Consider the following 18,836-nt stretch of genomic DNA (forward strand, 5'->3'; position numbering starts at 1 on the left):
GCGATGGATCAAACAACTGAGTCTTTCTACGACGCCGTCGGTGGCGGGAAAACCTTCGAGGCGATCGTCGGGCGCTTCTACGAGCAGGTCGCCGAGGACGAGATACTGCGCCCGCTGTATCCCGAAGAGGACCTCACCGGCGCCGAGGAACGGTTACGGATGTTCCTTGAGCAATATTGGGGCGGTCCGCGCACCTACTCCGATCAGCGCGGGCATCCGCGGCTGCGGATGCGTCACGTGCCGTTCCGGATCACCCCGATCGAGCGCGACGCCTGGTTGCGGTGCATGCATACCGCCGTCGCCTCGATCGACGCGCAAACGCTGGACGACGATCATCGGCGGCAGCTGTTGCAGTATCTGGAAATGGCCGCCCACTCGCTGGTGAACTCGGCGTTCTGATGGCCGGCGATCGGTGGTGGCAGTCCGCGGTGTTCTATCAGATCTATCCGCGCTCGTTCGCCGACAGCAACGGTGACGGCGTCGGTGATCTCGACGGTTTGGCCGACCGGTTGGACTATCTCAAACAGCTTGGTGTAGACGGGATTTGGATCAACCCGGTCACCGTGTCACCGATGGCCGACCACGGCTACGACGTGTCCGACCCGCGTGACATCGACCCGTTGTTCGGCGGGATGGCCGCGTTCGAGCGGCTGATCGACGCGGCACACGCCCGCGGCATCAAGGTCACGATGGACGTGGTGCCCAATCATTCCAGCTCTCAGCATCCGTGGTTTCAGGCGGCGTTGGCAGCCGGCCCGGGCACCGAGGCGCGCGATCGCTACTTCTTCCGCGACGGCCGGGGACCCGACGGTGTGTTGCCACCCAACAACTGGGAGTCGGTCTTCGGCGGACCGGCCTGGACACGCGTCGTCGAGCCCGACGGCAACCCCGGCCAGTGGTATCTGCACCTGTTCGACACCGAGCAGCCGGACCTCAACTGGGACAACCCGGAGATCTTCGACGATTTCGAGAAGACGCTGCGATTCTGGCTGGAGCGCGGGGTGGACGGGTTCCGCATCGACGTCGCGCACGGCATGGCCAAGCCGGAGGGTCTGCCCGATTCGCCGGACACCTCCGAGGTGCTACGGCACACCGACGACGATCCGCGGTTCAACCGACCCAACGTGCACGCCATCCATCGCGATATCCGCGCCGTCATGGACGACTATCCCGACGCGGTCACCGTCGGCGAGGTCTGGGTGCAGGACAACTCTCAGTGGGCGCAGTACGTCCGCGCCGACGAGTTGCACCTGGGTTTCAACTTCCGGCTGACCCGCACCGAGTTCGACGCCGGCGAGATCCGCGAAGCCGTGCAGAACTCGTTGGACGCGGCTGCGCTGGAGAACGCCACCCCCACCTGGACGCTGTCCAATCACGACGTCGGCCGCGAGGTCACCCGCTACGGCGGCGGCGAAGTGGGGCTGCTGCGGGCGAAGTCGATGGCGATGTTGATGCTCGCGCTGCCCGGCGCGGTGTTCGTCTACAACGGCGAAGAACTGGGCCTGCCTGACGTGGATCTACCCGACGAGGTGCTGCAGGACCCGACCTGGGAACGTTCCGGGCGCACCGAACGCGGCCGGGACCGGTGCCGGGTGCCGATGCCGTGGTCGGGCGAGGCTCCCCCGTTCGGGTTCTCGACCAATCCCGACACCTGGTTGCCGATGCCGACGGACTGGGCGGCGCTGACCGTCGAAAAGCAGTCGGCTGACCCCGATTCGACGTTGTGGTTCTTCCGGCGGATGATCGAATTGCGCCGTGATCGTGCGGAATTCGACGGTAACCCGTTGGATTGGGTGCCCCTGTCGGGTGACGCGGTGGCGTTCCGGCGCGGCGGGCTGCTGTGTGCGCTCAACGCCGGGGATGTGCCGCTGGAGTTGCCGCCGGGTGAGCTGATCCTGTCGAGCGCGCCGCTTCGGGATGGGTTGCTGGCGCCGGGCGCCGCGGCATGGTTGGCCTGACCCGCGTTTCGCGTTTCCCGGCGCGCTGCTCTATATGTGGTGCATGGCGTCCTACGCGTGGACAGTGATCGGAGCCGGTCCGGCCGGAATCGCGGCGGTGGGCAGACTGATCGATCAGGGTGTTCCGCCGAAGGAGATCGCCTGGGTCGACCCCGCTTTCTGCGCCGGCGATCTCGGCGCGAAATGGCGGCCGGTGTCGAGCAACACCATCGCCGGGACTTTCTTGGAATACCTCGCCGGCGCGTCGTCTTTTCGGTTCGCGGCGTCTCCCCCGATGCCGCTGAAGGAGGTCGACCCGGACGAGACGTGCGCCCTTGCGCTGGTTGCGGATCCGCTGTTGTGGGTCACCGGGCAGCTGCGGGAGCGGGTCGCGGCTTTCCAGACAACGGCCACCGCCCTGCGTTTGGAGCGGCGCAAATGGCTCATCGAAACGGAAGACGGGACCATCGTCTCGTCCAATGTGGTGATGGCCGTTGGTGCGGTACCCAGGAAGCTTGATTACCCTCAGCTGCAAGAGATTCCGGTCGAAGTCGTACTTGATCCCGAACAGCTGCGGGAACTGCCGCTGGACGGTGCGACCGTCGCCGTGTTCGGCTCGTCGCACTCGTCGATGATCGCGTTGCCGCATCTGCTGCGGCATCCGGTCGCCAGGGTAATCAATTTTTATCGCAGCCCACTCAAATATGCTGTCTACCTAGATGATTGGATTCTGTTCGACGATACCGGCTTGAAAGGCCGAGCGGCGCAATGGGCGCGGGAAAATATTGACGGGGTGTATCCGGAAAAACTTGAGCGGTGCTTGGTTTCGGCCCCAGAGTTCGAAGAGAAGCTCAGCGAGTGCGATCGGGTGGTTTATACCGTCGGATTCCAGCGACGCGCGCTGCCCGCGACGCCACAGTGGGGGCCGCTGGATTACAACCCGCAGAACGGGATCATCGCGCCGGGCCTGTTCGGGCTGGGCATCGCGTTTCCCGAATATGCGGAGGATCCTTACGGATACGGTCAGTACCGGGTGGGACTCAAGAAATTCATGGACTACCTCAGCGCGGTACTACCGTTGTGGATGGTCTACGGCACCTGAAGGGTGCTTGTGAAACGTGTTGGACTCATTGCGATCGCAATCCCGGCGAAGCGACCGCTCAGTGCACCAGCAGCGCGGCATGCGCCCGGCGCCGATACACCGAGCCGAACCGGGCGTCGACACGTAACCAGGCCGGCGTGATCCGGACTCGTACGATCTCGTCGTCGCCGGAGCCGGCCGGTTGAGGTAGGAAACCCATTGCGGTCAACGCGAACACGCACCGCATCGGCAAGCCCACCATCTCCCCACCCGCGCTGACTTCGATGACCTCCTGGTCCAGCAACGAGGTGGGCGGACCGTGCGCCGAGCCGTGCTCCCTGGCCAATGCGGCGCCCTGCTGGGAGAGTTCTTGCAGGACGCGCGCCGGTATGTCGTCAAGGTGGGTGAATCCGGACTCCGGGGGCAATCCGCCCCGCCACGCCGAGTCCATCGCGAATCCCGGCTCCACGTAGCCGGATTCGGTCATGGCCGCCAGACCACGCAGCAACGCGTCCGCCCCGACCGACATGTCGTCGGGTCGCACTCTACCGACTACCACGCGACTAGCCAAGACATCGAAACCCGTTGCTGCCCAAGCCGTCAGCAGCCCTTCGGAGCGGGCGCGAATGCGGATGACCGCGGCGTCGTCGAGGCGCAGTGCATGCTCGACGAAGGTGGTCAGGTCCGCGCGATGTGCCGCCGCGCCTTCTGGACCCAGCCACAGTCCACGTTCGGCGTTCACTCCCGGAGCCACCGCTGCAGATACTCCCGGTGCGTAGGTGTCAGCCGTACCAGTCGCTGCTCTTCGATGTGCACCGCAGCCAGCTGCGACTCGGCGATCACCGCCGGTCGCGACTGCGGATCTGCGTTGACCGAACGCACCTCGTAACCCAGCGTGAAGTCCACCGCCCGCAACCGCTTGGTCCAGATGGTCACTTGCAGCGGCGAATCGACAAGGCGCAGTTGATCCTTGTAGGTGACCCGGACGTCGGCGATCAACAGACCGATGGTGGTGATGTCGGCACCGAACGGCTCTTTGAGAAAAGGGACCCGCGACTCTTCGAGAATCGTGACCATGGTGGCGTGATTGACGTGCTGGTACATGTCGATATCCGACCAGCGCACCGGTACGGCTGCGACGAAACCGATACTCACCCCGAAGATCCCCGTCCGCTGGTGCGTGTCATGCGGCGGATCTGTCGGGCCGCCACCGACAGCGTCGCGAGATCCTTCGCGCCGCTGTCGCGGATCTCGTTGAGCGTCCGATGCGCCCGTTCCACCCGCGATGCGCTGATGTGCTCCCACTCGGCGATCTTCTGCTCGCCGCTCTCGTCAGGCTCCCCCACCGCCAATACGTCGAAGCACAGCGAGCGCAGCGAAGCGTAGATGTCATCGCGAATCGCCAAGCGCGCCAATGAATGCCAGCGATCGTTGCGCTCCAGCTCGGACACCGCCGTCAGCAGCGAGTCGGTGCCGAGGTGGTCCATCAGCGCGAAGTAGGTGTCGGCCACCTCCGCGGTCTCGATTTCGGTGATGTCGGCGATGTCGATGATGTCGAGCAGGCTGTAGCGGTACAGGCCGACCGCGACCCGGTAGGCCAGATCGGGCGGGGCGCCCAGCGCGGTGAACTCGGCGGCCTCCTTCTCCACGATGGCTTTGTCGTCTCCGCGCAGCCATTCCGACATGCGCGGTGTCAGCGCCTTGACCTTCGCGGCGAAGCGGTTGATCTCGGCGCCCACGGCCAGCGGCTGCGGACGGTAGTTGAGCAACCAGCGCCCGGCCCGGTCGATCAGCCGGCGGTTGTCCAGGGTCAACCGGTCGGACAGCGCAACCGGCAGGTTGGCAGCACGGATGCGGCGCCAGATGTGTCCCACCCCGAAAATCGCGTCGGTGGCCGCATAGGTGCGCACCGCGTCGAGGTGACTCACGCCGACGTCCTCGGTGATCCGGAAGGCGTAGCTGATGCCGGCCGTGTCCACCAGATCGTTGATCAGCATGGTGGTGACGATCTCGCGGCGCAGCTGGTGGTTGCGGATTTCCGGGGTGAACCGGTCGCGCAGCGGTCTGGGGAAGTACTGCGGCAGCCGGGAGGCGAACACATCCTGGTCGGGCAGCTCGGTGGTCAGCATCTGTTCTTTGAGGTCCAGCTTGACGTGCGCCATCAGCGTCGCCAGCTCGGGCGAGGTGAGGCCGATGCCTATCTCCGAGCGGCGCACGATCTCCTTTTCGGACGGCAGCGCTTCCAGTTCACGGTTGAGGCCGCGCTCGGCGACCAGATACTTGATCTGGTCGGCGTGCACCGGCAGCAGGCTGGGCGCGTTGGCGCGGCTGGTGCCCATCAGGTCGTTCTGGTCCTCGTTGTCGGTGAGCACCAGCTGGGCGACCTCGTCGGTCATCGACTCCAGCAGCGCGGTCCGCTCCTCGGCGCGGACCTTGCCCGCGGTGACCAGCGAGTCGATCAGGATCTTGATGTTGACCTCGTGGTCGGAGCAGTCGACGCCGGCGGAGTTGTCCAGCGCGTCGGTGTTGATCCGGCCGCCGGACAGGTCGAACTCGACGCGGCCCAATGCCGTCACGCCAAGGTTGCCGCCTTCACCGATCACCTTGGCGCGCACCTGGTTTCCGTTGACCCGTACCGGATCATTGGCGCGGTCGCCGACGTCGGCGTCGGATTCGTTCTCGGCCTTGATGTAGGTGCCGATCCCGCCGTTGAACAACAGGTCGACCGGGGCTTGCAGAATCGCGCGAACCAGGTTGGGCGGGGCCATCTCTGAGACTTCACCCTCAATTCCGAGGGCGACGCGGACCTGAGGGCTGACCGGGATCGTCTTCTGGTCGCGGCTGTACACGCCGCCGCCCTCGCTGATCAGCGTCTTGTCGTAGTCGTCCCAACTGGACCGGGGCAGTTCGAACAAGCGGCGGCGCTCGGCCCAGGACGTCGCGGCGTCGGGTTCCGGGTCGAGGAACACGTGCCGGTGGTCGAACGCCGCGATCAGCCGGATGTGTTTGGACAGCAGCATGCCGTTGCCGAACACGTCGCCGCTCATGTCGCCGACGCCGACGACGGTGAAGTCCTCGGACTGGGTGTCGACGCCGATCTCGCGGAAGTGGCGTTTGACGGCCTCCCAGGCGCCTTTGGCGGTGATGCCCATCGCCTTGTGGTCGTAGCCGACCGAGCCGCCGGAGGCGAAGGCGTCGCCCAGCCAGAAGCCGTAGGACTTGGCGACGTCGTTGGCGATGTCGGAGAAGGTGGCGGTGCCTTTGTCGGCGGCGACTACCAGGTAGGCGTCGTCGCCGTCGCGGCGCACCACCCCCGGTGGTGGGTTCACCGCGCCGGTGCGCTGGTCGACGTTGTCGGTGACGTCGAGCAGCCCGGAGATGAACAACTGGTAGCAAGCGACGCCTTCGACTCGGGTGGCGTCGCGATCTGCGGCGGCGTCCCCGGTGGGCAGCGGCGGCCGTTTCAGCACGAACCCGCCTTTGGCCCCCACCGGCACGATGACGGCGTTCTTCACCGCCTGCGCCTTGACCAGGCCCAGGATTTCGGTCCGGAAGTCGTCGCGGCGGTCCGACCAGCGCAACCCGCCGCGCGCCACCGGGCCGAACCGCAGGTGCACTCCTTCCACTCGCGGCGAGTAGACGAAGATCTCGTACTTGGGGCGCGGCAGCGGCAGCTCGTCGATGAGCTGAGCATTGAGCTTGAGCGCCAGCACATTTCGGGACCGGGCCGAACCCTCGCGCGTGACGAAGTAATTGGTGCGCAGGGTGGCCTGCACCAGGGAGGCGAATGCGCGCAGGATCCGGTCGGTGTCCAGGCTCACCAGCGCGTCGATGTCGGCGGCTACGGCCGCGGCGGCGGCTTGCGCCTCACGCCCGGAGGGCGACCCGTGCGCGGGGTTGAACAGCGCCTCGAACAATGCCACCAACGACTTTGCGGTAGAAGCGTGTTCGTTGAGCACCGATTCGATGTAGGACTGGCTGTAGGGAAAGTTGGCCTGCCGCAGATATTTTGCGTAGGCGCGCAGCAGCGCGACCTGCTGCCAGCTCAGCCCGGCGCGCATGACCAGCTCGTTGAACCGGTCGATCTCGACGCGGCCGTGCCAGATCGCGGTGACCGCGTCGGCGAAGCGCTGCGCGGTGGCGTCCCGCTCGGCCTGGCTCAGCGCCGGCGCGATGGTGGGATGCGGCGACATCTTGAACTGGTAGATCCACACCGGCAGCCCGTCGGGGCGGGTGACGGTGAACGGCCGCTCCTCGAGCACCACAACGCCCATGCTCTGCAGCATCGGCAGTAGCTGGCTCAACGATGCGCTGCGCCCGCCCAAGAACCAGGTCAGCTGGGCCAGGCCCTGTTCGTCGTCCTCGGCGAACACCAATTTGACGGTGTCGTCGGCCAATTCGTTGATGACGGCGATGTCGTCGATGGCCTGGTCCGGGCTGACGGCCTGTTTGTAGGCCTCGGAGAACGCGTTGGCATAGTGCTCGGCGTCGGTTGCTGTGACGGTGCTCTGGGCAAGGTTGGCGGCCGCCGCGATCAACCGGTCCGACCAGGTGCGCGCGGCCTCGCTGAGCAGCGCCTGGATGCGGACCCGGTTGGCTTCGGAGACGTCGACCGGAGCCAACTGGGTGCCGGGCTCCCCCGCCATGCCCTCCGGGCCGTCGGGACTTTCTTGGGGCAGCCGCACCATGAAATGCATGAGTGCCCATGGTGATTCGCTGACTCGCGCCGTGAATTCCAGCCGGGTCCCACCGAATTCACGGACCAGGATGTCCTCGATCTGCAGCCGCACCGGTGTGGTGTAGCGGTCGCGCGGCACGTACACCAGGCACGAGACGAAGAATTGGAGCCGGTCGGCGCGTAGGAACAGTAGGGCACGGCGCTGTGAGCCCATGTCGACCACGGCCTTGGCCATGCTCAGCAAGCGATGCGCACTGAGCGTGAAAAGCTCTGGGCGCGGAACGGTTTGGATGACGTCGAGCAGCAGCTGGCCGGGGTGGCTGGGGTCGCTGCCGGCCAGGGTGAGGGCGTCACGGACGCGGTGCGAAATCATCGGGATTTCCAGCACGTCGGCGTTCATGGCGGCGACGGTGAACAGCCCGACGAAGCGGTGCTCGATCACGCCGTCGTCGACGTTCTCGCGGACCGCGATCGCATACGGGTAGGCGCCGTAGCGCAGGTAGCTGCCGACGGCGGCCTGCGCCAGCACGATCAACTTGTCGTCGTCGGTGAGGCGGGGTCTGGTGCCGCTGCGGGCGCGCAGCACGCCCAGGCCGCTGGATCCGTCGCCGATGACCAGGCCGTTCTGCACTCGGCAGGGTTGATAGCCAAGTAGCAGGAAGTTGCCGTCGTCCAACCAGCGCAGCAGTTCGGCGACCTCGTGACGGTCGGGCGCCGCATAGTGACCTTCGGGGTCTTCGTCGACCACCGCGGCCAGTTCGCCGAGCGTGGCGATCATGGCTGTCGCATCGGTGGCCACGCGCTGGACGTCGGCGAGCACCTTGGGCAGCAGCCGCTCGACCTCCGCGAGCGCCTTGCGGTCGACGGTGGGCGAGAGCTGGACGTGGATCCACGCTTCGCCGTGGTAGGGCGATTTGTCCGGCGACTTCGGCGCAATGCTGAGCAGCTCGCCCGTCGGGCTGCGCTGCACCTCGAACACCGGAGTCATGATCGCTGCGTAGTAGACGCCCAATCGGTGCAGCAGCACCGTCACCGAATCCATCAGCATGCTGCCGTGCTCGGTAACCACTTGCAGCGCCGGCCCGAACCCGCCCGGGTCGTCCACCGGGTACACCGCGACGCGGCTCTCGCCGGGTGGGCGGTGCTCGCCGAGGCGGTACTGGGCGGCCAGCAGGGCCGGTGTCACCGCCGAGGCGGGTGCGGGGGTGGGTTGGGATCCGTCCTCCTGCGAGGACCGGTAGCTATCGGCGTAAGCCTTGAATATCCAGTCCGGAACATCGCCGGCCTGCGGGAAAGTGGTCCACGGCGCGACCTGCTCTCTGGCTTCGGGATCGATCGTCATGCCGATTGCTCCCCACTCGCGACGGATACCTTGCGGTTGGCAGAGCTGACACTAGTCCCGTGTCAGCTTGCGGTGAGTGACCCGGTGCGGCCGCGCCGCTTCGGCGCCGAGGCGCTCCACCTTGTTCTCCTCGTATGCGCCGAAGTTGCCCTCGAACCAGAACCATTTGGCCTCGTTGTCGGCGTCGCCTTCCCAGGCCAGGATGTGCGTGCAGGTCCGGTCCAGGAACCAGCGGTCGTGGGAGATCACCACCGCACAGCCCGGGAAGTTGACCAGCGCGTTTTCCAGCGAGCTCAACGTTTCGACGTCCAGGTCGTTGGTCGGCTCGTCGAGCAGGATCAGGTTGCCGCCCTGCTTGAGGGTCAGGGCCAGATTGAGCCGGTTGCGCTCGCCCCCGGACAGCACGCCCGCCGGCTTCTGCTGGTCGGGGCCCTTGAACCCGAATGCCGACACGTAAGCCCGCGACGGCACCTCGGTCTGGCCGACCTCGATGTAGTCCAGCCCGTCGGAGACGACCTGCCATACGGTTTTCTTCGGGTCGATGCCGGAGCGGGTCTGGTCGACGTAGCTGAGCTTGACGGTTTCGCCGACCTTGACCGTGCCGCTGTCGGGCTGCTCGAGTCCGACGATGGTCTTGAACAGCGTGGTCTTGCCGACACCGTTGGGACCGATGACGCCGACGATGCCGTTTCGCGGCAGTGTGAACGACAGGTCCTTGATCAGGGTGCGGCCTTCGAAGCCCTTGTCGAGGTGCTCGACCTCGACAACCAGCGAGCCCAGCCGCGGTCCGACCGGGATCTGGATCTCCTCGAAGTCGAGCTTGCGTGTCTTCTCCGCCTCGGCAGCCATCTCCTCGTAGCGCTGCAGCCGCGCCTTGCTCTTGGCTTGGCGCGCCTTGGCACCCGACCGCACCCAGGCCAGCTCCTCCTGGAGACGTTTCTGCAGCTTGGCGTCCTTGCGGCCCTGCACCGCGATCCGCTCGGCCTTCTTCTCCAGGTAGGTGGAGTAGTTGCCCTCGTACGGGTAGGCGCGGCCGCGGTCGAGCTCCAAGATCCACTCGGCGACGTTGTCCAGGAAATAGCGGTCGTGAGTGACGGCCAGGATGGCGCCGGCGTAGCTGGCCAGGTGTTGCTCGAGCCACTGCACGCTCTCGGCGTCCAGATGGTTGGTCGGTTCGTCGAGCAGCAGCAGGTCGGGTTTGGACAGCAGCAGCTTGCACAGCGCGACGCGGCGTCGCTCACCGCCGGACAGGTTGGTGACCGGTTCGTCCGGCGGTGGGCAGCGCAGCGCGTCCATGGCCTGCTCCAGCTGAGAATCCAGATCCCACGCGTCGGCGTGGTCGAGGTCCTCCTGCAGCCTGCCCATCTCCTCCATCAGTTCGTCGGAGTAGTCGGTTGCCATCAGCTCGGCGACTTCATTGAAACGGTCGAGCTTGACTTTGATCTCGCCCAACCCCTCCTCGACGTTGCCCCGGACGGTCTTCTCCTCGTTGAGCGGCGGCTCCTGCAGCAGGATGCCCACCGTCGCGTTGTTGGCCAGAAAGGCGTCACCGTTGTTCGGCTTGTCCAATCCGGCCATGATCCGCAAGACGCTCGACTTTCCGGCCCCGTTGGGGCCGACGACGCCGATCTTGGCGCCCGGGTAGAAGCTCAACGTGACGTCGTCGAGGATCACCTTGTCGCCGTGCGCCTTGCGGACCTTCTTCATCGTGTAGATGAACTCAGCCATGCCGCGGTGTTGCCTTTCTGGTCTTTGGAGATATCCGCGGACCATCCTATGCACGGCCGCGCAACGCTAGGCCGACAGTGGCAGCGGGCTCCCCGCTTCGGCATCGGCGGGCACCTCGAACCCGGCCGCGTCCGCGCCGACGAGGTCGCTGTCGATTGCGCCTGCCTCGGTGGTCGCGGGCTTGGCGGCGTCCACCCCGGTCCGGCCCGGCGTCTCGATACGCAGCCGCGACAGGTCCGGCCCCACCGACGTGGCCCGCATCTCCACCGAGGAACGCCGATTGCCGTCCTTGTCGTCGTATTCGCTGGTGTAGACATGGCCCACCACGATCACCGGCGAACCTTTGCCCAGCGTGGCACCCACCCCGGTGACCAGCCGGCCCCAGCAGTTGACGGTGATGAACAAGGAGTTGCCCGGCTCCCACCCGCCCTCATTGGTCCGGCGGCGCGAATTGCTGGCCACCCGGAATTTGATCAGCTCTTGGTCGCCGACCTTGCGGCGCTGCAGATCGTTGACGATGTGACCCACGACGGTCAACGGCGTTTCGAACATTGCTCAATTCCTTCCCAGTTCGCCGGGCGGTGTTCCCGGCGGCGCTTTCACTGAAGCCCATTCAGCTCGCCGGCCCTGACAATCCGGTGCCGGACACGCGCCGGGGCGGGCAATCTGTGCAGCAATCGGCGACTGTGGACAAGCAGGGCCGATCTGCGGGAGCCGCGAGAGTAAAGCCACTGCGAAACTTCGCGCCGAACGACGCGGGCCAGCTACGTTCGCGAACCAAGACGCTGTCGGCGCGCCTCGATCTCCCGCTCGATGAACCGGTTGCGGGCAATCTGACCGACGTGGTTGAAGTCGCGCAGGATGTTGCGCAACTCGCGCCGGAACGCTTCCCGGCGCGCCGCGAGGCCCGGCCCGGGCGCGATCAGGTCCTGGTCGGCGACGACCTGCCGCGCGGTCGCGAACAGCAGCGTGGACACCGATTCGCTGCTGCGCACGCGGCCCTGCGCCACCAGTTGTCGACCCACCCCGAGCGCGAGGTCGGTCAACTCCTTCTGGCCGATGTCCGGCGGCGCGTCACGCAGGACGTCGGCGACGATCTCGTAGGCCTCGAAGAACACCCGCAGCATCGAATCGGAGATCAACGGCCGCTTGGCGTAGAGGATCTTCTCGATCTCGTCGCCACCGGCCGCGACCTGGGATTCCCAATCCTGATGCCACGCCATTTCTTCGGCGATATTGGCCCGGAAGGCGGCCGAGTCGGCGAAGTAAAAGTCGAACTTCAGCAGATCGCGTAGCCGCATCACTTGCGCCCAGAACGCCTCCACCCGATCCCCGTCGGTGTGCCGGGCGTGCGCCAGGGCCAGTTCGACGATCGAGGTTTCCAGGAACGCGTGAATCACCGAGTTGCGATAGAAGGCCGCGGCGTGTTCGTCCTCAGGTGCGATGTACCACACCGGTTCTCGGCCGCTGTCGACTCTGGTCACCGGATGCCGGTTGGACAGTGCGTCCACCGCCGCGCGCACACCGTCGCGCGAGCGCAACCGCAACGCACTGGTGGACACGGGTGTGTGCTTGCGATCGAGGTAGTCCAGCGAGTCCTGCAAGGTACGGTGCAGCTGATCCAGGGTCAACGCCGTTCCGCGGGCGGTCAGCAGCAGCGCCGACACCAGCCCGGTCGCCGTCACCGGGGTGGACTGCAGGATGCGCCAAGCGACCTCGAACGACATCTTCTGCAGCGCAAGACGTTTAGCGGCCTCGTCATGGGCCAGCGGGCCGTTCGGCTCGCCGAGGTACTGCCGCATGGAGACCGCCTCGGGAAAACGGACGTAGATCTTGCCGTAGTTCCGCTCGCCCTGGGCTTTGATGAAGTTGTAGAGCCAGCTGAAACCCTCGGGGGTCTTCTCGGCGCCCTGGGCGTAGGCCGCATACTCGGCGATCTCGTGCAACTGGTCGAAACAGATCGAAACACCTTGCAGCAGAATGTCCTCGCTGCGCCCGTCGAGGTAGGCGTCGGCCACATAACTCATCAGACCGAGCTTGGGCGGCAACATCTTTCCGGTACGCGAGCGGGTGCCCTCGATGGACCAGCTGAGATTGAATCGTTTCTCGACGAGGTAGCCGACGTATTCCTTGAGGACGTACTTGTACAGCTTGTTGTCCCCGATGTTGCGCCTGATGAAGATCGTGCCCGAGCGCCGCATCAGCGGACCCATCACCCCGAACGAGAGATTGATGCCACCGAACATGTGCACCGGCGGTAGTCGGTTGTCCTGCATCGCTACCGGCACCACCGCGCCGTCGATGTAGGAGCGATGCGAGAACAGCAACACCGCGGGGTGGGCTTCCAGCGCGGAGCGCATGGCTGCGACCTGATACTCGTCGTAGTCGAACTCGGGGTCGAATCCGCGGCTGAGCATTTTGCCCAGCACCGAGATGACGTCCACCGATGCCTGGCTCCACCCCGTCGCCAACTCGTCGAGCATCTTGCCGGCTTCCTCGACGGTGGCGCCGGGGATCGCTTTGAGCCCGGCACGAAAGCGGGCAGACGCCAACATTTCCGGCTTGACCAGACGAGGAGATCTGTATTGCGGGCCGAGGATCCGGTATTCGGCCCGGGCCAGGGCCAGCAGCGCCCGGCGGGTGACGAAATGGGCGAATTCCTGGGCACTCTCGGCCGTCGTGGTTTCGTGCCATTGCCGGCGCAGTTCGGACATCTTGGCCGACTCGCCGGCCACCACCCGCGCCCGCCACGGTTCGGTACGCATGATGTGGCGCTGCTGACGAGGGCTGGGCCGGTAGGGATCTTGGCCCGGCAGCAGGGCGGCCACCTTGGCCAGCTTGCCGCGGTTGGCGGCCGGCAGCCAGAACACCCGTACCGGCACGATCTCGCGGTCTTCGTTTTGTCGCGCACCGGTTTCGAGCTTTTCCACCAGAGCGGTCAGCGCCCCCGGTGACGCGCTGCCGGCCGGCAGCTTCAAGACGTCGAATGTGGTCCCCGGGCAGCGGACGCGTTGCTGGTCCAGCCACTCCATGACCAGCTCCATCTCGACCGGAGTGTCCATGGAGGCCAGGACCAGAGTGTCCTCATCGGTCAGGACTGCGCTGGTGTCGGCGGCCGGCTTGGTCACGGCCGCCCTCAGGGCCTAGTACCCGACGCGTCGGCGGCCGGCTGCTGTTCTGCGTTGTGCTGTTGTGGCTCAGCACTTTTCGGCGTGACGGTGGACTCGTGCGGAGTAGCGTCCGGTGTGGCCCTGGCTTCAGCCTTCTTGGCTGGAACCCTCTTGGCCGGAGCTTTCTTCGCCGCAGCCTTTTTCGCGGGAGCCTTCTTGGCCGCAGCCTTTTTCGCCGGAGCCTTCTTGGCCGCAGCCTTTTTCGCGGGAGCCTTCTTGGCCGGCTTCTCCCTCGTGTACAACTCAGCCTCGGGCAGCTCACCGACCGGCCAGTCGGCCAGCGTGTCGAGGTAGAGCTGGCGTATCTCGGCGATGCGGTCGGGCAGCGTGTCCAGCGTCCAGTCGTCGACCGGGATCGGCGGGAACACCGCCACGTCGACCGTGCCCGGGTTCAGCGTTGTCGAGTTGCGCGACGCGATGATCTCGGCGTTGCGAATCACGATGGGAACTATGGGGATTCCCACCGACATCGCAATCCGGAACGGCCCCTTCTTGAAGGGCCCGACTTCGTTGGTGTCCAACCGGGTGCCCTCGGGTGCGATCACGATGGACAGGCCGTTGCGGGCACGGTCTTCGACGGTGTGCAGCGTCTCCACCGCGGAGTTCACGTCGTCGCGGTCGATGAACACCCCGTCGAGCAGCTTGCCCAGGGGGCCCATGACCGGGTCGCGCTCCAGTTCCTTCTTGCCCACGCCGACCCAGTTGTCCTTCACCAGCGCACCGGAGATGATCGGGTCGACCTGGTTGCGGTGGTTGAAGATGAAGACGGCCGGACGCTGCGCGGTCAGATTCTCTCTGCCCAGCACGTTCAGGCGGACGCCGCAGGTCGTCAACAACAGCTGCGAGAAGTTCGAGGTGAAGAAGTTGACGCCGCGCCGGCGGTTGCGGGTCAGCAGCCCCAACCCCACCGCGCCGGCGGCGACCGGCACCATCGAACTGAATCCGGCCAGGGTGCGAATCTGCCGTCGCAGCCCCACCCCGCCGCGGCTGTCGAATTTCAGGATCGGCCAGCCGCGCTTCTTGGCGACGGCGGCCATCTTGCCCTCAGGGTTGGTTGGCCGTGGATTGCCCACCAGATACATCAGGGCCACGTCCTCGTCGCCGTCGGCGTAGAAGTAGCTCTCTTTCAGGTCGATGTCGTGCTCGGCGGCAAACCGTTGCACCGCAGCGGCTTTGCCGGGTCCCCACAGGATCGGCTTCAGAACGCCTCCGGTGAGGATTCCGTCTTCGGTGGTCTCGAACTTGTTGGTCAGCGTGTTGGTGATGCCGAGGAATCGGGCTACGGGGTTGACCTGGATGGTCAACGCCGACGAGCTGAGCACCACGGTGTGGCCCCGAGCCACGTGCGCGCGCACCAGTTCCCGCATCTCCGGGTAGATCCGGGACTCGATGCGCTGATTGAACAACCGCTCGCCGATCTCGTCCAGGTCACTCAGCAACCGACCCGCCAAGGCCATCGACGCCTTGCTGATCAGGTCCTCGAACTCGATGCGGCCCAGGGAGTGGTTCAGGGCGCCCTGCACCATGCTGAGAAGTTCGCCCACCCCCATGTCGCGGCGGCGCAGCCGCTCCTGGGTGAGGATGACCGCGGTGAAGCCGGCTACCAGCGTGCCGTCCAGGTCGAAGAACGCACCGACCTTCGGGCCCGGCGGGCTGGCCATGATCTCGGCCACCGAACCCGGCAGCCGCAGATCTTTGGGCTGTGAACCCGCGTCCGGCTCGTCAGCGCTGCTCATGAGCCCGATACCGATCGAGAAGCCTCGGCCGCGGCCTTGGCCTCGAAGGACGCGGGCACCGCACGCGCCGGCGGATCACCGGCAAGCGCGAGGATCTCGTCGAACCCATCCAGTAGGCACTGCGCGAACAAGTCGTCCTTTCGCACCGACGCCCGGTCATAGCGCGCGGTGATGGTGCACCACCCACCGCGGGAGATCAACACGACCATCATGGCGACACCGGGCAGCGGTCCGATACCGTACTGCCGCAACACCTTTGCGCCAGCGATGTAGGTGTCGCCCGGGTAGACCGGGATGTTGCTTGCCTGTACGTCGGAGCCGACGACCGAGCCGGTGATGCCCTCGAGCACCGCCGTCGGCAGCACGCTCAGCACCGGCGCAATAGACCCGATGATGTTCATCGCCGGCTCGTCCCGGCGTTGGGTCATCTGCGCGCGGATCTTCTTGATCCGGGCCACCGGGTCGACGGTGCCGACCGGTGCGGCCAGATTGACTCCGGTGAAATTGTTGCCGCCGCCCGCATCGCCTTCGGCCCGCAGATTCACCGGCACCGCCATCGGCAGGGTCCTGATCGGCACCCCGAGCGCCTCGTGGTAGCGACGCAGCGCCCCGCACAGACCAGCCAGGTAGGCGTCGTTGATGGAGCCGCCGGCGGCCTTGGCCGCCTTGTGCAGATCGGACAGCCGGATGTCGATCGCCTCGGTGCGACTTGTCAGGCTGCGCCGGCGCAGCAGCGGTGACGGCTCGGCGGCCCGGTTGAGCACGCGGGCACCAGAAGTGGCGTAGCCGACGATTCCCGAGACGGTGGACACCGGATCCAGCACTGCGCGCCCGGCCGCCGACACCGCACCGGTCAGCACGCCCAGGGCACCCCCGACGATCGCGAGAGGCAGGTGGTTGATGCCCTCGCGCATCAGGTCGTTAGGGGTCAGATCCTCCGGGATGGGTTGCGGCGGCACCGGACGCGCCGGCGGTTCTCGCTCCCCGTCGTAGATCTCGGCGAACATCTCGACGCTGCCCACCCCATCGGTGACCGCATGGCTCAGGTGCAGCAGCGTGGCCGCCTTACCGTCGGGCAGGCCCTCGACCAGGGTGGCCGTCCACAGCGGGCGTGAGATGTCCATTGGCGACTGCAGCATCACCTCGGCCAGATCGAACACTTCGCGCAACGTGCCGGGTTCGGCCACCCGTACCCGACGCACGTGGAAGTCGAGGTTGAAATCGGGGTCGACCACCCACCGCGGCGCGGCCGTCGGGAGGGTGGGCACCACCACCTTTTGCCGCAGCCGCAACACTTTTCGGGATGCGTGCTCGAAGCGGGTGCGGAAGCGGTTCCAGTCTGGGGTGGTGTCCAGCAGCTCCAGCGCCATGATTCCCGAACGCGTCCGTGGATGCGCCTCGCCCCGGTGCAACAGATAGTCCACAGGTCCGAGTTCGTCGGACGACCCGAGCGCACCGCCGGACTCAGCCATGCTCACAACCCCCAGCGGACCGGATACCTCGACACCTCACCGCTGATCGACCCTCCTGCTCTCAGCCCAGCGACCATAATGCCCACCCAACGCTAGTCCGGTTCATGCGGTGGTGAAAGTGAGGATCGGCGGACCGGACCGGACCGGCCGTGCGACGCGACCCGGGTCAGCTGGCCGGCGAGGCCGACAACGCGAACGAACTGAGTTCTGCGCTCTCCCGACGTCCATAGACGACGCCGAGGAAGTCGGCGACGGCGTCGGCGGCCAGCCTGGACCGCACGGTCGGGGTGATGTCGAATGCGTGATGCGCGTTGGCCAGTTCGGCGTAGGACACCGTGGCGGCCCCGGCGCCGCGCAGCGCCGCGCAGAAAGCTCTGGCCTGGCCGCTGGGCACCAGTTCGTCGCGCTCACCGTGCAGCACGAAGAACGGCGGCGCCTCGCTGTGCACGTAGGAAATCGGCGAGGCGGCGACGAAGCGGTCCGGATGCTTGTCGAAACGGGCCTTCAGCACGAACTGCTCCAGGAACGGCAGCATCATTTCGTGCATATTGTCGAAGTCGGTGAAGTCGTAGACGCCGTAGTAGGGCGCAACAGCCTGGACCGTGGTGTCGGCGCGCTCGAAGCCCGGCTGGAACGTCGGGTCGTTAGGGGTGAGCGCGGCCAGCGAGGCAAGGTGTCCACCCGCTGAGCCGCCGGTGATGGCGATGAAGTCGGAGTCGCCGCCGTAGTCGCCGATGTTCTCGCGAACCCAGGCGATGGCCCGCTTGACATCGACGATGTGGGCCGGAAACTTGGCCCGCGGGCTCTTGCTGTAGTTGATCGACACGCAGATCCAGCCGAGTTCGACCATCCGGCTCATCAGCGTGTAGGCCTGCGGACGCTTGCCGTTGACGCTCCACGCGCCGCCGGGCACCTGGATCAGCACCGGCGCCCGATGCCCGGGCGCCAGGTCGGGACGGCGCCAGATGTCCAGCAGATGCTCGTTGCCGCCCGGACCGTAGGAGATGTTGGAGGTTTTGGCCGCGTAGCGGCGATGCGGGCCGGGCTTGGGCTTGGGCAGCAAGCCGCGCCGCGGCAAGACCGACCGGTTGGTGGTCGGGTGGTACACCAGGTCGCGGAAATCAGGACCGAACGCGTGCTCGAGCGCAGCGTTGAGCGCCTCGCCGGCGCGCTGCGCGGCCCAGTTGGCGCCCACCCGGTTGATCGAGGGCGGAGCGATCCGGGTCAGCGCGTGCCCGGTCACCACGTGCGGCGGAAATTCGGTGGCCAGCCAGCCGGCCACCCAACCCACCGCGAAAGGCGATCCACGCAGCAACAAAGCACCAGCCCGGTAGGTGTCCTTGGCGTCCGCAGCCAGATGAGCACCCTGTCGTAGCGCCTCAGCACCGACCCGCGAGCACCGCGAAGTCACACTGGACAAGCACATAACGAAGTCCACCCCTCGACGTCAGGCACACGCCTCGTTGCGGTTGACGGCCGATGACCGGCCGATGTTGTACGTGTGTCGAGGCTCACACCATAGCCGATCTAAAGCCTGGCTAAACACATATCCGTTCGGTTGTGTCGTCTGTGCCGCTTCATTTTTCGCGGTTGGATAGACTGACCTGCGCATTGCCCCCGTAGCTCAGGTGGATAGAGCAAGGGCCTTCTAATCCCTAGGTCGCACGTTCGAGTCGTGCCGGGGGCGCAACA

At 66.2% G+C, this 18,836-nt stretch carries 12 protein-coding genes and 1 tRNA gene; 4 read left to right on the top strand and 9 right to left on the bottom strand.

All coding sequences use genetic code 11. The features are described from left to right. Positions 1 to 3 precede the first annotated feature (3 nt). The 3 genes from MKCMC460_RS19915 (at position 4) to MKCMC460_RS19925 (ending at position 3,039) form a co-directional block, all read left to right on the top strand. On the top strand, positions 4 to 399 hold the full coding sequence (locus tag MKCMC460_RS19915) for a globin (protein WP_236981982.1): 396 nt from the start codon (positions 4 to 6) through the stop codon (positions 397 to 399). Beyond that, complete coding sequence (locus tag MKCMC460_RS19920; RefSeq protein ID WP_236981980.1) at positions 399 to 1,958, top strand: glycoside hydrolase family 13 protein; 1,560 nt, start codon at positions 399 to 401, stop codon at positions 1,956 to 1,958. Before MKCMC460_RS19915 ends, MKCMC460_RS19920 begins: the two co-directional genes overlap by 1 nt. A 64-nt stretch (positions 1,959 to 2,022) precedes the next feature. Beyond that, on the top strand, positions 2,023 to 3,039 hold the full coding sequence (locus MKCMC460_RS19925) for a pyridine nucleotide-disulfide oxidoreductase (protein WP_238306027.1): 1,017 nt from the start codon (positions 2,023 to 2,025) through the stop codon (positions 3,037 to 3,039). 58 nt (positions 3,040 to 3,097) lie between these two features. Here the strand turns inward: MKCMC460_RS19925 and MKCMC460_RS19930 are convergent, their stop codons facing one another. The 9 genes from MKCMC460_RS19930 to MKCMC460_RS19970 all read right to left on the bottom strand — a co-directional run bounded on the left by MKCMC460_RS19930 (position 3,098) and on the right by MKCMC460_RS19970 (position 18,570). Continuing rightward, complete coding sequence (locus tag MKCMC460_RS19930) at positions 3,098 to 3,772, bottom strand: hypothetical protein (protein ID WP_236981978.1); 675 nt, start codon at positions 3,770 to 3,772, stop codon at positions 3,098 to 3,100. Next, the gene (locus MKCMC460_RS19935; protein WP_236981976.1) at positions 3,757 to 4,173 is read right to left on the bottom strand and encodes a thioesterase family protein; all 417 of its coding nucleotides are present in this window, start codon (positions 4,171 to 4,173) and stop codon (positions 3,757 to 3,759) included. Before MKCMC460_RS19935 ends, MKCMC460_RS19930 begins: the two co-directional genes overlap by 16 nt. Further along, complete coding sequence (locus MKCMC460_RS19940) at positions 4,170 to 9,038, bottom strand: NAD-glutamate dehydrogenase (RefSeq protein WP_236981974.1); 4,869 nt, start codon at positions 9,036 to 9,038, stop codon at positions 4,170 to 4,172. The genes MKCMC460_RS19935 and MKCMC460_RS19940 overlap by 4 nt, the downstream gene beginning before the upstream one ends. Positions 9,039 to 9,089: 51 nt before the next feature. After that, positions 9,090 to 10,766: an energy-dependent translational throttle protein EttA gene (gene ettA, locus MKCMC460_RS19945; RefSeq protein ID WP_236981972.1), complete on the bottom strand. Its 1,677-nt coding sequence runs from the start codon at positions 10,764 to 10,766 to the stop codon at positions 9,090 to 9,092. A gap of 66 nt (positions 10,767 to 10,832) precedes the next feature. Next, a complete protein-coding gene (locus tag MKCMC460_RS19950; protein WP_238304729.1) occupies positions 10,833 to 11,318 on the bottom strand; it encodes a single-stranded DNA-binding protein in 486 nt (161 codons plus the stop codon). Positions 11,319 to 11,530: 212 nt separating this feature from the next. Next, entirely contained in the window at positions 11,531 to 13,894 is a 2,364-nt protein-coding gene (locus tag MKCMC460_RS19955) for a glycerol-3-phosphate 1-O-acyltransferase (protein ID WP_236981970.1), read from the bottom strand. An 8-nt stretch (positions 13,895 to 13,902) separates the two neighbouring features. Beyond that, positions 13,903 to 15,672: an HAD-IB family hydrolase/lysophospholipid acyltransferase family protein gene (locus MKCMC460_RS19960; RefSeq protein ID WP_236981968.1), complete on the bottom strand. Its 1,770-nt coding sequence runs from the start codon at positions 15,670 to 15,672 to the stop codon at positions 13,903 to 13,905. Beyond that, positions 15,669 to 17,144, bottom strand: a complete 1,476-nt coding sequence (locus MKCMC460_RS19965; protein WP_236981966.1) for a wax ester/triacylglycerol synthase family O-acyltransferase — start codon at positions 17,142 to 17,144, stop codon at positions 15,669 to 15,671. Before MKCMC460_RS19965 ends, MKCMC460_RS19960 begins: the two co-directional genes overlap by 4 nt. Positions 17,145 to 17,310: 166 nt before the next feature. After that, entirely contained in the window at positions 17,311 to 18,570 is a 1,260-nt protein-coding gene (locus MKCMC460_RS19970) for an alpha/beta hydrolase (RefSeq protein ID WP_236983961.1), read from the bottom strand. 187 nt (positions 18,571 to 18,757) lie between these two features. Here MKCMC460_RS19970 and MKCMC460_RS19975 point away from each other — a divergent pair. Continuing rightward, positions 18,758 to 18,831: transfer RNA gene (locus MKCMC460_RS19975), tRNA-Arg, on the top strand. Positions 18,832 to 18,836 lie beyond the last annotated feature (5 nt).

It is taken from the genome of Mycobacterium sp. 20KCMC460, assembly GCF_022179425.1.
GTDB classification, from domain to species: domain Bacteria; phylum Actinomycetota; class Actinomycetes; order Mycobacteriales; family Mycobacteriaceae; genus Mycobacterium; species Mycobacterium kiyosense.